Source organism: Luteolibacter arcticus, from assembly GCF_025950235.1.
GTDB classification, from domain to species: Bacteria; Verrucomicrobiota; Verrucomicrobiia; order Verrucomicrobiales; family Akkermansiaceae; genus Haloferula; species Haloferula arctica.
In genome coordinates this window covers 384,854-398,771 of sequence record NZ_JAPDDT010000002.1, presented here as the reverse complement: position 1 = coordinate 398,771, position 13,918 = coordinate 384,854, and the positions used below count along the sequence as shown (strand labels likewise).

The window sequence follows — 13,918 nt, the reverse complement described above, 5'->3', positions numbered from 1 at the left end:
ATCCCGCTTTTGATCATCGTGCCCAATGATGCAGAGCGTTTTTTGGTGGTGTTGGCCATGGGCCCGCGCTGCTCCTTTGATGGCTTTTCTCGATTGTTCGAAGCTTGGTGGGTGGGAGGGTCTTGAGGCCCGTGTGAGGAGCGATTCGCCTATCACCGCGACGTCCCCTTCACCTTCACGTTCCGGAACTCCCCGAGGTCGTCGAAGGAGCCGAGGCCGATCTTGCCCCAGTCGAGGGTCTTGTCCTTGGCGGTCAGGACCGGCTTCTCCATGTCATCGAACCAGACGCCGATGTCGCCGGTGGCGGTGTTGCGGACGATCTTGACCGTGTGCCAGGTGCCTTCCTTCCACGGGGTGCCGGTGGTGCGGAAGGTGGTGATGGGCTTGCGGTCGGCCTGGTCCACGAGGTGGATCTGGTGGTGCGGTTCATCCGCCTTTTTGCCGAGGTGGGCGTAGTAGAAGCGATCTTCCGCGGCGCGGCCGAAGGCGATGCAGAGGTCATTGTTGCCGGCGTCGAACTTGGTCAGCCGCAGCTCCGCGGTCAGGGTGAAGTCCTTCCACTCCCGCCCCTCGAACCACGCGAGATTGAAGGGACTGCGGACCTTCGGCTTCACGGTGCTCTGTGCCACCAGTTGCAGCACGCGGTCCTTGCCCTCGCCGCTCCATTTCCACGCCTTCGCATCTCCGAAGGTCCACTTGGCGGGATCGGCGAAGAGGTCGCTCTCGATCGCGGTGGCGCGGCTGTTGCCCGTGCAGCACGGCGGCACCGTCACCTCTGGCGGTTCGGCGGCGGTCAGCGGCAGTGGCCAGGTGACGGCGAGCAGGCACAGCAAGGCGGCAGCTTTCATTCCCCCGACGATGAAACGCCCGGCGGGGAAAGCAAGCAGCCGGCAGGGCGACCGCGAATCGACTTTGGGTTCGGCTTTGGATTCGATTTTGAAAACCGCGAATGGACGCCAATGGACGCGAATTTCGGGGAACTCGGCCGCGATGGATTTCAACCGCAGATGGACGGGATTGACGCAGATAAAGGCAGATTTTCCCGGCGAGCGAACCAGCTGGATGCCTGTGGCTTACGAGATCTTCCGATCCGATTCATCCTGTCCATCCTGCTCGATCCCGAGCCCTCATCCTCGGTTCTTGATCTGCGTGCATCCTGTTCATCTGCGGTTGATTCTCTTTCCGAGAAGCCACGCCGCGATTTCAGCCCGCCCTTGTTCTGGCCAAATCCCATTCGCGTCGATCCACGTCCATTCGCGGTTCTGATTTCCAAGGGCGGCTCCCCGATACAGGCGGGAAAACAGGTTGCCGCCGCGGCGGGCTGATGCTTGTCTTGAAGGTCCATGACCTCGTCGGAAAGCAGCGGATTCACGCCCGAGGACACCGAGCGCCTGTGCCTCGCCCTGAAGGCTTCCAATGAAGGGATCTGGGACTGGTGGGTCGGCAAGCCGGATGTCCACTACTCGCGCCGCATCCTGGAGTTCCTGGAATGCAGCGAGGGGGCCTCGCCGAATATCTTCCTGCCGCCCCACGGACAGATCCACCCGGACGACCGCGACCGCTTCGCCCGGGCGCTGGCAAACGTGCTGAATCCCTCGGGGCCGGAGCTCTTCGCGATCGACTGCCGGCTCCAGACCGGCGGCGGGCATTGGCGCTGGCTGCGCATCCGCGGCACCGTGGTCCGCGGTCGCAATGGCGAGGCGGTCCGCATCGCGGGCTCGATGATCGATATTTCCCTGCGCAAGCAGGCCGAGGCGCAGATCGAGGACGAGCGCCACATCCTGCGCTCGCTGATCGATTGCGTGCCGCTGCAGGTCTATTTCAAGGATCTGGAATCGCGGTTCGTGCTGGTGAACCGCCAAATGGCCGAGTGGAACGGCCAGCCCGGCCCCGAGGCGGTGATCGGCATGCACGACCGGGATTTCTTCGCCTCCGCCCACTGGCAGGAGGCCGAGGCGGATGAAAAGGAGATCATGGCGAGCGGCCAGGCCGTCACCGAGAAGGTCGAGCGCGAGGTGCGCGAGGACGGCAAGGTGACCTGGGTGCTGACCTCCAAGTTCCCGTGGTTCGACCGCAATGGCCACGTGAAGGGCACCTTCGGCGTGTCGAGCGACGTGACCGAACTCGTCACCGCCCGGCAGGCCGCCACCGAGCTGGCCGCCGAGCTGCAGATCCGCAACCAAGCCTACGAGGAGGAACTCCAGCTCGCCCGCGAGATCCAGCACGCCCTCGCCGGCTCGTCCTTCCCGGAAGTCTCGACCGAGCGCGCGGCGCTGCACTTCGGCGCGCGCTACCTGCCGATCTCCGGGCTGGCCGGCGATTTCTTCGAGGTGCTGCGCATTTCCGATGACTCGGTCGGCATGCTGATCTGCGACGTGATGGGCCACGGCGTCCGCTCCGCGCTGATCGTCGCCATGCTGCGTGGCCTGCTGGAAAAGCAGCGCCGCAGCGCCGCCGACCCGTCCGCCTTCCTGCGCGGCCTGAACAATGGCCTGCACTCCATCCTCGACCGCGCCGGAGCGACCATGTTCGCCACCGCCTTCTACGCAGTGCTGGACCTCAAAGGCGGCGTGCTGCGCTACGCCAGCGCCGGCCACCCGGGCGGCATCGCCACCGGATCCGCTGGCGTTCAACAACTTGCCGCCGGGAAAAAGCAAAAGGGCCCCGGACTCGGACTTATCGCCAAGGCCGACTACCCCGCCGGGGAGATCCCGCTGGAGGGCGTGAAGCGCCTGCTGCTCTTCACCGACGGCATCCTCGAAGCGGAGAACCCCGACGGCGAACCCTTCCTCGAAAAGCGCCTCATGGAAACCGCCGGCGGCTGCAATGGCGAGACGCTGGAGCAGATGCTCGACCTCGTCCTCAACCGCGTGCTCCAGTATTCCGACAGCCACCACTTCGACGACGACGTCTGCCTGCTGGGTGTCGAGGTGCTGCCCGTCCCTGCCACCGTGGGACTTTAGAGCCCTTTGCTTGGAGACGTGGCCTTCCAAGCCGGGCTCGGGCGAAGAATTTGGACCGCGAAAGAACGCGAAAAGACGCGAAATTTGTTAGAATGAAGATCTTCTCCTGCCTTTAGATTTCGCGCTTTTTCGCGTGATTTCGTGGTTCACTTCAGCCGTCCGGGTCGCCCGAAAAGCTGGAGCCGTTGTTTCAGCCCGCCGCATCCCGCTGGAAATCAGCCATCGACATTTCCCGGACGGCCTCCATGGTTCCGGGGCGTCCAGTCCGTTTTTCCCTTCATGCTTTTTCGCAGTCTTTGCCGCAACGCCGAAATCGGTGCCAACTCCTATCTTCTCGACACCGGTAAAGCTCGCGTGGTCCTCGACGCCGGACTGCACCCGAAACACGACGGCCTGGGAGGACTGCCCCGCTACGAGCTGCTGGAAGCCGGCTCGATCGACTCGGTGGTGGTGACCCACGCGCACCTCGACCACATCGGCTCGCTGCCGGTGCTGCTGAGTCGGCAGCCGCAGGCGAAGGCATTCTTCAGCCAGGCCGCCGCCGAGCTATCCACGGCGATGCTGCACAACTCGGTGAACGTGATGGAGTCGAAGCGCACCGAGCTCGGCATCGTCGAGTATCCCCTTTTCACCCACCGCGGCATCGATGACCTCGAGCGGGTCTTCGAAACCCGCCCGCTGGAGCGCCCCTTCGAGCTGGATTCCGAAGGCAGCCTGATCGGCACCTTTCATGACGCGGGCCACGTGCTCGGCTCCACCGGCATCACGATGGAGGCGAATGGCCACCGCGTGATGTACACCGGGGATGTGAATTTCGAGGACTCCACCCTGATCAAGGGCGCCCGTTTTCCCGAGGACCACGTGGATGCCCTGATCATCGAGACCACCCGCGGCGACAGCGTCCGGCGGCCGGACTACACCCGGAAGGGCGAGGAACAGCGCTTCGCCGAGGCGATCGCCCGCACCCTCGACCGCCGCGGCAGCGTGCTGATCCCGGTCTTCGCCATGGGCAAGACCCAGGAGGTGCTGACCATGCTGCACCGCTTCAAGAAGGCGGGCCTGATTCCGAAGAAGACTCCCATCTACATCGGCGGTCTCAGCACCAAGATGACGGTCATCTACGACAAGTACGCCAAGGGCCGCACCCGCCGCAGCGACGATGGCTTCCGCATCCTGGAGGACATGGATCTCCAAGCCGGCAACCGCAAGAAAGCCGGCCCGATCCCGCTCAATCCCGGCGCCATCTACTGCCTCTCCAGCGGCATGATGAGCGAGAACACGGTCTCGAACGGATTCGCCCGAGCCGGCTTCCTCGAGAATCCGAAGAACTCGCTGCACTTCGTCGGCTACGCCGATCCCGACTCCCCCGCCGGCCATCTGCGCGCCGGACAGACCGGGGACAAGGTGGTGCTCGACACCCGCTACCCCCCCGTCGCCCGCGAGTGCGAGATGGAGATCTTCGACTTCAGCGGCCACGCCACCCGCGAGTCACTGCTGGAATTCATCCTCAAGGTCCGGCCGAAGAAGGCATTCCTCGTCCACGGCGACCCGCGGGCCAGCACCTGGTTCGTCGATCAGCTCCGCAGCAAGCTGCCGAAGACCGAGACGATCATCCCCGAGCCGGGGAAGGATTACCGGATTGGTTGATTCTCCCTGAGCCTCACCTCACCCTGCGCTCATGTCTGCCCGACATCCGTGGAAGGCTGAGGCCCGGCAATTGGATCATCGCACGGTAAAGGTATCCCTTCTGGCGGAAGCTCCGCTCTCGTTCTCGGAGGTCATGCGGCTGCTGGAAACCGACGCGGAATTCCGAGAGTTTTTCACGCTCTCGGTTCAGCAAGCCGGCTATGATTCCTATTTCTGGGAGGCTCCGCCGGTCACCTTCTCCACCGCGGACCGGCCTTTCGAGTTCGTGGTGGTGGAAGGGGCCTCCTTGGAATTCCTGAGGCCCGACCCCAAGCCATTCTCCGGGCACTTCGCGGCCCGGGCGGGTGACAGCGTGATCGATTTCCCCAACCTCGGTGGAGACGCCCATCTGGTAGTCCCGACACCCGTTGCGGCGGACTGGGGTTACTATACTCACCTGGGGCGCTTCCTGCGCGAGGCTCCCTCCTCCCAGATCGACGCCTTTTGGCAGACCCTGGGGAAATGCATGCGGCATCGCGTTTCGACTTCACCCCTCTGGCTGAGCACCGCGGGCATGGGCGTCTCGTGGCTCCACTTCCGCCTCGATTCCCGACCGAAATACTACCGGCACAAGGCCTACGCCACCTGGGATTCCTGACACAAAATGTGGAGTTCGGCGAAACATCATCGCCTCCCCGCGATTGATGTACAGTGATCGGAGCATGTTGTTCCGGGTCTCGACGCTGATCACCCTGCTGGCCGTGCCGTCGTTTGCGGCGGACTACCACTTGAGCCCGACGGGCAGCAATGCCGGGGCGGGAAGCGCGGAGCAGCCATGGAAGACTTTCGCTCACGCCGTGCCGCTGCTTTCCGCCGGGGACACGCTGCACCTGCATGCCGGGACTTATCCGGAGCGGCTGGTGCTTTCCGGCAAAAGCGGGACCGCCGAGGCACCCATTGTCATCCGCGCCGCGGAGAACGAAGCGCCGGCAATCGATGGCAGCGCGCTCACCGTGCCGGCCGGGGGGCGGGTGGGACTGGTGGTGGTGGAGAACTGCAACCACGTCCACCTCCGCGGCCTGGAGGTGCGGAATTACAAGACGACGAATGCGGCGCGCACCCCGGCCGGCATCCAGATCGAGGGCAGCGGCAGCGGCTTGAAGGTGCTCGATTGCAAGGTCCACAACATCTGGCAAAGCAGCACGGCCGAGGAATCGAACGGCTTCGGGATCTGCGTGTATGGCACCTCCACCACGCCGATCACCGGCTTGGTCGTGGATGGCAACGAGGTCCACCACCTCCGCACCGGACAAAGCGAGTCGCTGGTGCTGAACGGCAACGTGACGAACTTCACGGTGAGCCGGAACCACGTCCACGATTGCAACAACATCGGCATCGACCTGATCGGCTACGAGGGCTCGGCCCCGACGACGGCGCTCGACCGGGCTCGCGATGGCGTGGTGCGGGAGAACCTGGTCCACGGGATCGATAGCGCCTTCAACCCTGGCTACGGCGGCAATTTCACCACCGGCGGCGGGGACCAGTCGGCGGCCGGAATCTATATCGATGGCGGCACCAACATCACGGTGGAGCGCAACCGGGTGTATGGCTGCAACTTCGGCATCGAGCTCGCCAGCGAGGCAGCCGCTGGCTCCACCGACCACATCCGCCTGCGGAATAACCTGCTGCACCACAACCACGCCGCCGGGATCATCATGGGCGGCTACGACCACGAGCGCGGCACGACGCGGAACTGCGAGGTGCGGAACAACACGCTCTACCGCAACGACACGGCGAAGACCTTTGGCGGGCAGATCACGCTGCAGTTCTATCTGGAGGACAACACCTTCAAGAACAACATCGTGTGGGCCAATGAGGAGACCAAGCAGATGGTCGTCCACTACGTCAAAGGCGGCACGGCGACAGAGCGCGCGTTCGGGCCGCGCAATGTCTTCGACTACAATCTCTACTTCTGCGGCGGAAACGAGTCGGGCATCGAGTTTGGCCTGAACCCGACCGGCAACGGGGCCGACCAAGGCAACAAGTCATACAACGGTCTTGCGGCGTGGCGCACGGCCGTGGGGAGCGACGCCAACTCGGTATTCAGTAATCCGGGATTCGCGGTGGCGGTTCCGGGGGTGAACCCCGCGGCGGCGGATTTCAAGATCACCGCCTCTTCGTTCGCGAAAGATCGCGGCGATCCGGCATTCATCCCCGCCGCGGAGGAGAAGGATTTCTTCAACGCATCGCGCCGGGCGAACGGGCGGGTCGATATCGGAGCGCATGAATTCATGACCGGCTTGCAGGCGTGGCGCGACACGCATTTCAGCCTCCCCGACGGCGGTCCCCCGGCCGGCAATGACGACGACCCGGATGCGGATGGCGTGCGCAATCTGGTGGAATACTCGCAAGGGATGAATCCCGTGTTGCCCGATCTCCACCTGAGCCCGGCAGGTGAAGCGGCGGGAAGCATCTTCCGTTTCCGCTACCGCAAGCAGGCACCCGAGCTGGCTTACCAAGTGCAGTCCTCCGTGGACCTCGGCGCTTGGCCCGCAGCGATCCCGCCGGAGCAAAGCGACGGCAGCGGCAGCTACTGGCGGGACTTCCCGATGGCGGGCGGCAGTCGCTTCGTGCGACTCGCGGTTTCGCAATGAACGTGGTCCGCACACTCTGTGTGCGGTTGAAGCAGTTCTGACGGCTGAGTTCAGCTTTCGCCATCGCCAGCCACTCAGGAAAGAAACCACCGGCAGGAAAGTTCCTTTGAATGAAAACCCAGATTCCTGCTTCAGAGCATTCGCCATGAATCGCATCGTCATCTCCTGTCTTCTCGCCACGGCCTTCGGAGCCTCCGCCATTGCCCAGCAACCCGGCCGCCCCCGGGTGGTCCCCGCCCCTCCGAACTTCAATCAGCCCGGGCAAGTGCAAGGGGGCCAGGAACCGGCCGAAAGCCTTCTACCCTTCAACGTCAAACTTCACCTCGAAGGAAGCGTCTTCGGTGCCGTTACCACCGATCAATCGATCACGACCGGCGGGCGCGATGTCGTTGCCGACCTTGAGCTCGGCGTGGCGGAAGAACAGCCGATGATCGGCACCTTCCAAGCGGTCCTGACTCCCGGTGACCCTTGGCAGGCCGTGATCTCCCTGGGCGTCCGGAGCCCTATCCGATCGAAAAGTGGAAACGTCGAGTATCGTGACCTGGTCCTTCGGACGACCGTGCGAATCGCGCCCGGCAAAAAGGTCGTCCTCTGGCAGAAAGGCGACCAGAAGCTCACGCTCTCGATGGACCAGGAGAAGGAGTGAGGCACTTGATTCACGGAATCTTCACAAAGGCTTTCATTGAAAAATATTTCCGCCGTGCATGACATGTCTACCGGTCCTGATCTCGTATCATCGGCTGGAACCATATCCACACGTCCATGCGCCCCATTGCCGTCTTGTTGGCGGGCCTCGTATCCGGTGCCACCGCCGCACCTCGTCTCCACGTATCGACGGCGTCCCTGACGCCGGAGAGCACGATTGAATTGGTCCTCGACCGAGCCGTCGCCGGCCCGGACCGGATCGGCAAAGAAGTCAAAACACCATGGCTGGACATCCAGCCATCCTGGTCCGGCACCCTCTTCTGGAAGGAGGCCAACGTTCTCGAATTCCGCCCGGCCGCCACGCCGGCGCTGGGGGCGACGTATGTTTTCAAGCTGACCGGCAAGCACTCCCACCTCGATGGCTCGGCGATTCCCAACGTCGAGCTGGCGAAGGTCGCGAGCGATCCCTTCCAAGTGGACTACGCCGCGCTGCTCGACCGCTATGTGGATGACTGGTCGCCGCGCACCGCCGCGTTCTTCCTGCGCTTCAATGGCGACGTCATGCCCGACAAGGCCTCGCCATTTCTCTTCTTCGAGGCGGACGGTGGAAAGCGCGTCGCCGCGAAGACCGAGCGCGCGACCTTCGGCCGGCTGAAGCAACCGGGCTATCTCGGGGCCTCGTGGGGCGAGCGCTTTGCCCGCCGTGGTCAAGCGGCTCCCCCGCAGCCGGAGATGAAGGCGGAGACGGAGTTGCCGAACGGGCTAATCGTCACGCCGCTCCAGCCGCTGCCGGTGGGAAACAACTGGCGGCTGTCGATGCTCGCCGGCCTGCCCGACACCAGCGGCAAGGCGAAGTTTCCGGCGGACGCGACGCGTCACATCGGGAATATCGAGGCACTGAAGGTCGAGGAACTCGCGGCTCGCGTGATCGCCGATGAACCGCGGCGGATCGTGGTGGACTTCAATGCGAAGCTACCGGTCGATCTTCCCGCGGGTCTCGTGACGATCCAGCCGGAGCTGAAGGACCAGCGGATCGAGGTGCGCGGGGACCAGTTGCACGTCTTCGGTGACTTTTCCGCCGACAATGGTTGGGAGATCACCCTGAATGGTGCGATCGCTTCCCAAGACGGACGGGCGCTCGGGATGGCCACCACCAAGACGGTTAAGTTCGAGCCGCTGAAGCCGGAACTCGCCCTGCCGAGCCAGGACGAGAGCCAACTCGCCTCCGGGAACCGCAAGTATCGGATCCAAACCGTGAACCTTGCGTCGGTGAAGCTGCGGGTGAAGCGGCTCGCCGGCACCGATCTGATCCGCGCCCAGCAAGGCTACCGGCACTACACCGGCAGCGGGCACGATGGGAAGCAGATCAAGCCGACCCACCCGATCCCCTACGAGATGCTCGGCGGCGAGACCCTCGTGGATCTCGATATCCCCTTCCCCAACGGGCTCGATACCACCCAGCCACTGGTGCTCGATTGGGACAAGGTGCTGGCCGGTGATGCAACGCCCTACACCCTCGGCTTCCCGAAGGAAGCGGATCCCGCCACCCCGGCGCCGCAGCCCCCCGCCGCCTTCTTCATCGAGATCGCTGGCACGCCGAAAGAAGGCATCCCGCTCGCCAAGGAAGACCGCGGCGCGGAAGACTCCGATGACGCGATGGCGAAGTCTCCGGTGGTGCAGGCACTCGTGCAGCTCACCGACATCGGCCTCGCTTGGAAGATCATCGATGGCGAAGCGCGCGTGTTCGCCTTCTCCTGCCTCACCGGCAAGCCGCTGCCGGACGTCGAGCTGGCAACTTTCGGCGAAGACGCGAAGGGCCTGCAGCGAACGAAGACCGGCAACGACGGCATGGCGGTGATTCCCCGCGACAAATCCGCACGCCATCTTCAGGCAAGCCTCGGTGCCGACCGCTACAGCGTGGCCTACGACAGCACCTTGCCTACCGTCGGCCTGTGGCGCTTCCCGGTCCGCTACTCGTGGGAAGAGACGCCGATGGAAATGCGCCGCGTGTTCCTCTTCACGGATCGCTCGCTCTACCGGCCGGCTGAAACCGTTCACCTGAAGGGCATCGTCCGCCATCAGAATGGCAATGCCATCCTCGCCGAGGCCGCCAAGCCGGCGCAACTGGTAGTCACCGATCCGAAGAACAAGGAAATCCTTCGCCGCGACGTCGCGATCTCGCCGACCGGCGGCTTCGACGTGAGCTTCGAGCTGCCCGCGGAAACGACCGGCTACCATCGCGTCCGCTTCGAGTATCCCGACGAGCTCGCGAAGCTCGAAAACGTGGAAGATTGGTCGGAGCGGTCCTTGATCCAGCAGAATGCCACCTTCGACCTCGGCATCCGCGTCGAGGAATTCCGGCGCAATGCCTTCGAGATCGCTCACACCCTGGAGAAGCCTGAGATCGGCGCGAAGGAAGTGGCCTTGCAAGTGAAGGCCTCCTACTACCAAGGCCAGCCGGTCGCAAAGGGTGCCGTGGAGACCTTCACGTCTGTCAGCGAGACGAACTTCTATCCGGAAAAGTTCCGCGACTTCCTGTTCGGCGATCACCGCACGCAGGACTTCGGCTACTGGTATCACTACTTCGGCTACCGCTGGGATGATGACCACGGCTCGCGCCACTCCAACAGCGACTCCGGCAAGGCCGAGCTCGCCGCGGATGGCACCGCCCGCATCGTGGCCAAGCTGCCCGATCCCGAGTTCCCGATGGCCCGCGAGGTCGCCATCTCCACCGAGGTGACCGACGCGAACCGCCAGACATTGAACGAACGTACGGAAACCGTAGTACATCCGTCGTCCGTCTATGTCGGTGTCTCACGGCTCGACCAACTGGTGCGGGCGGGTGACCGCATTCCGCTCAGCATTGTGGCGGTAACACCGGCAGGCGATGCCTTCGAGGGTGAACTGAAGCTGACCGCGAAGCTCTCGCGAGAGGTCAATGACCAGGTAAGGCTGGCTGACGAGCACGGCGGCACCGCGGTGCGTAACGAAAGCCGTCGCGAGGACCTGTCCACCACCGAGCTGACCCTCGCCGGCGGCAAGGGCACCGAGTTCCTCTTTGCCCCGCAGCAGCCGGGCCTGCATCAGATCGAGTTGCGCGGCACCGATGCGGAAGGCCGCGCTTTCGCCACCGCGACCTCGATCCACGTCTATGGCGGCGACGAATACCCGTGGGCCTATGAGGACGGCGTGCGGATCAAGCTGGTGCCGGAGAAGAAACTCTATCAGCCCGGTGAAACCGCCCGCGTGCTGGTGCTTTCGCCAATCGAAGGCACCGCGCTGGTGACCGTGGAGCGTGAGAAGGTGCTGCGTTCGTTCATGATCGAGCTGAAGGCGGACAAGCCGGTGGTCGAGATCCCGCTCAGCGACGACGACGCGCCGAATGCCTACGTGTCCGTGCTGGTCATCAAGGGCGCGCAAGACAGCGCGCGGCAGTTCAAGGAGCCGCAGCTTCGGCTGGGCTACTGCGAACTGATGGTGGAGAACCGCCGCGACAAGCTGGGAGTGACGCTTGGCATTCCGAAGGACAGCGTGCTGCCGGGCGAGGACGTCCAGATCTACGGCAGCGTCCTTCAGGCCGACGGGAAGCCTGCCGCGAATGCCGAAGTCACGCTCTATGCGGAAGATGAAGGCACGCTCGCGGTGATGGGCTACGAAACCCCGGACCCGATGGCGCACTTCTACGATCCCCGCAGCTTGAGGGTGGATTGCGGCACCACGCTGGACCATTTCGTCGCCGAATCGCCCGAGGAGCAGAGCTTCTACAACAAGGGCTTCTTCATCGGCGGCGGGGATGGCGAGTACGGCAGCATGCCCCCTGCCCTGCGCCGCGACTTCAATCCCTGCGCCGGTTGGCAGCCCGCGCTGGTGACGGATGCGGCGGGTAAATTCACCACCACCTTCAAGATGCCGGACACGCTGACCCGCTACCGTGTGATCGCGGTGGCGCATCACGGGGAGAGCCGCTTCGGTCACTCACAGGCGAACCTTGTCGTGAACAAGCCGCTGATGGTCGAGCCGCAGGCACCGCGTTTCGCGAATGAAGGCGACACGCTCGATATCCGCGCGCTGGTGCAGAACGCGTCGGAATTCAACGGCACGTGGAAGATCACCTTCACCCCGAACCCTCCCGCCTCCGAGCCGGTCGCGGTGCTCGCCGGTGCGGAGACCGAGAAGACGATCACTCTAACTGCCGGTGGCTCCGCAACGGTGATCTTCCCGGTGTCGTTCAAGAACACCGGCGAGGCCGTCTTCTCGTGGAAGGCCGAGCCGGTTTCACTCGATGGCGCGCAACTCACGCCGGTGCTGGCGAACAAGCTGGCCGACCGCGTCGAGTCGCGTTTCCAAGTTCAGTATCCGGTTCCGCTGCTGCGTCAGGCGAAGCTGGTGAAGCTCGATAACAAGAACGCCAACTTGCTCGACGGGCTCGATCCCGCGCTGCTGAACGGCCGCGGACAACTCGAACTCGAGCTGTCCCGCTCCCGTTTGTTAGAAGCCGGCGGCTCGGTTGACTACCTGCTCCAGTATCCGTACGGCTGCGTCGAGCAAACCACGTCCTCGATGATGCCGTGGCTGGCCGTGGACCAGCTCCGCAATGTGGTGCCGGCCTTTGCCAAGCACCCGCCTCAGGAAGTGAAGAAGGCATTGCAAAAGGGCGTGAACCGTCTGCTCACGATGCAGACGCCGGACGGTGGCTTTGGCTACTGGCCGGGCGACCGCGAGGTGGTGCCGTGGGCATCTTCCTATGCCGGCATGGGGTTGGTCCTCGCGAAGAAGGCCGGGGCGGAAGTTCCGGACGCCGCCCTCGCCGCGCTGTCCACTCACCTCGAAACCGGGCTTCGCGGGATCGGTGCCTCGACCTCCGCCTACGACCTGGAGAATGCCTGCCGGGCCGCATGGATCCTTGCGATGACGGAGCGGAAACCTGCCGCCTACGTGAACGCCCTGAAGGACCGCATGGCTGATCTCACGCCGCGCGCCCGCTCCTTCCTCGCCTTGGCCGCGAAGGCCTCCGGCACCGGCGACCCCGCCGCCATCCTGCGCGACAAGACCAAGCTGCGCTTGAAAGACGACGGCTGGATGACGTGGCAGAACGATCACGCGCTCTCCTTGCTCGCGTGGTCCGCCGTGGACTCTAACAGCAACGAGGCTTCCGAAGCGCTGGAGAAGCTGATCCAGGAGCGCAGCCCGTATGGCCACTGGCGCACTACCTGGGTCAATGCCTGGTCCTTGCTCGCCTTGGCAACCTACGCGGAACACCACGACGAACAGACGCCCGCAACCGTGACACTGACCAGCGCCGATGGTCCGCAGGCGATCACGCTCGAAGCCGGCAAGCCCGCCGTGTCGCTCGACTTCCCGCTCGGTGGAAAGCTCGCGCTTTCCGCGACCTCGGACCAGCGCGCGTATGTCCGCGTGAAGCTCGCCTCGAAGCCAGCCATCGCGCCACAAAAGCCGGTGGCGAAGAACGGCCTGGAGATCACGCGCTTCTACGAGCGGGTGAAGGCGGACGGCACCACCGAGCCGCTGGAAGCTGCGAAGCTGGGCGATCTGGTCAAGGTGACCTTGCAGGTCATCCTGCCGGAAGACGACGCGCGCTATCTCGTTGTGGAGGATTACTTGCCCGCCATCTTCGAGACGGTGAACAGCGACTTCGCCAGCCAGTCGGCCCACGACAATGCGGGCAAGACGAGTGAGAAGGACTGGAGCATCTCGCACAGCGAGCTGCGTTCCGACCGTGCGGTGTTCTTCTACGACCGCGTCTGGCGAGCTGGGCGGCAGGAGATCACCTACCTCGCCCGCTGCACCATGGAGGGCAAGGCCGTCGCCCCGCCTGCGAAGGTGGAGTCGATGTATGACCCGGACAACACTGCGCTCTCGGCCTCGCGCGAGTTCTGACCCTAATGACTCCGCCGGATGAAAGCCGCAGGCCCTCGGACTGCTGTGATCCTTCACAGCTTTCCGAGTGCAGGGTGGAGTCCGCTTCTCCGGCGGGAAGTGGCGATCCTGCAAGCCCGGTTCAAATCGAAC

General features: G+C 64.1%; 8 protein-coding genes. 7 read left to right on the top strand and 1 reads right to left on the bottom strand.

Annotation, left to right across the window (positions count from 1 at the left end):
• Positions 1-152 precede the first annotated feature (152 nt).
• A complete protein-coding gene (locus OKA05_RS06335) occupies positions 153-848 on the bottom strand; it encodes a 3-keto-alpha-glucoside-1,2-lyase-like domain-containing protein (RefSeq protein ID WP_264486272.1) in 696 nt (231 codons plus the stop codon).
• Between the two features lie 111 nt (positions 849-959).
• Between OKA05_RS06335 and OKA05_RS06330 the strand changes: the two genes are divergently transcribed.
• The 7 genes from OKA05_RS06330 (at position 960) to OKA05_RS06300 (ending at position 13,786) form a co-directional block, all read left to right on the top strand.
• On the top strand, positions 960-1,325 hold the full coding sequence (locus tag OKA05_RS06330) for a hypothetical protein (RefSeq protein WP_264486271.1): 366 nt from the start codon (positions 960-962) through the stop codon (positions 1,323-1,325).
• A gap of 18 nt (positions 1,326-1,343) precedes the next feature.
• Entirely contained in the window at positions 1,344-2,963 is a 1,620-nt protein-coding gene (locus OKA05_RS06325; protein WP_264486270.1) for a SpoIIE family protein phosphatase, read from the top strand.
• A 279-nt stretch (positions 2,964-3,242) separates the two neighbouring features.
• Entirely contained in the window at positions 3,243-4,610 is a 1,368-nt protein-coding gene (locus OKA05_RS06320; RefSeq protein WP_264486269.1) for an MBL fold metallo-hydrolase, read from the top strand.
• A gap of 31 nt (positions 4,611-4,641) precedes the next feature.
• Positions 4,642-5,247 carry a DUF6940 family protein gene (locus OKA05_RS06315; RefSeq protein WP_264486268.1) on the top strand — a complete coding sequence of 202 codons (606 nt, stop codon included), beginning with the start codon at positions 4,642-4,644 and terminating at the stop codon, positions 5,245-5,247.
• 64 nt (positions 5,248-5,311) lie between these two features.
• Positions 5,312-7,243, top strand: a complete 1,932-nt coding sequence (locus tag OKA05_RS06310; protein ID WP_264486267.1) for a right-handed parallel beta-helix repeat-containing protein — start codon at positions 5,312-5,314, stop codon at positions 7,241-7,243.
• 145 nt (positions 7,244-7,388) lie between these two features.
• Positions 7,389-7,889, top strand: a complete 501-nt coding sequence (locus OKA05_RS06305) for a hypothetical protein (protein ID WP_264486266.1) — start codon at positions 7,389-7,391, stop codon at positions 7,887-7,889.
• A gap of 116 nt (positions 7,890-8,005) precedes the next feature.
• Positions 8,006-13,786, top strand: coding sequence for an alpha-2-macroglobulin family protein (locus OKA05_RS06300; RefSeq protein ID WP_264486265.1), 5,781 nt, complete (start codon positions 8,006-8,008; stop codon positions 13,784-13,786).
• Positions 13,787-13,918 lie beyond the last annotated feature (132 nt).

Bases quoted from the DNA above. Each gene is read 5' to 3' on its own strand.
- OKA05_RS06335 (WP_264486272.1), bottom strand. From the start codon at position 848: ATGAAAGCTGCCGCCTTGCTGTGCCTGCTCGCCGTCACCTGGCCACTG.
- OKA05_RS06330 (WP_264486271.1), top strand. From the start codon at position 960: ATGGACGCGAATTTCGGGGAACTCGGCCGCGATGGATTTCAACCGCAG.
- OKA05_RS06325 (WP_264486270.1), top strand. From the start codon at position 1,344: ATGACCTCGTCGGAAAGCAGCGGATTCACGCCCGAGGACACCGAGCGC.
- OKA05_RS06320 (WP_264486269.1), top strand. From the start codon at position 3,243: ATGCTTTTTCGCAGTCTTTGCCGCAACGCCGAAATCGGTGCCAACTCC.
- OKA05_RS06315 (WP_264486268.1), top strand. From the start codon at position 4,642: ATGTCTGCCCGACATCCGTGGAAGGCTGAGGCCCGGCAATTGGATCAT.
- OKA05_RS06310 (WP_264486267.1), top strand. From the start codon at position 5,312: ATGTTGTTCCGGGTCTCGACGCTGATCACCCTGCTGGCCGTGCCGTCG.
- OKA05_RS06305 (WP_264486266.1), top strand. From the start codon at position 7,389: ATGAATCGCATCGTCATCTCCTGTCTTCTCGCCACGGCCTTCGGAGCC.
- OKA05_RS06300 (WP_264486265.1), top strand. From the start codon at position 8,006: ATGCGCCCCATTGCCGTCTTGTTGGCGGGCCTCGTATCCGGTGCCACC.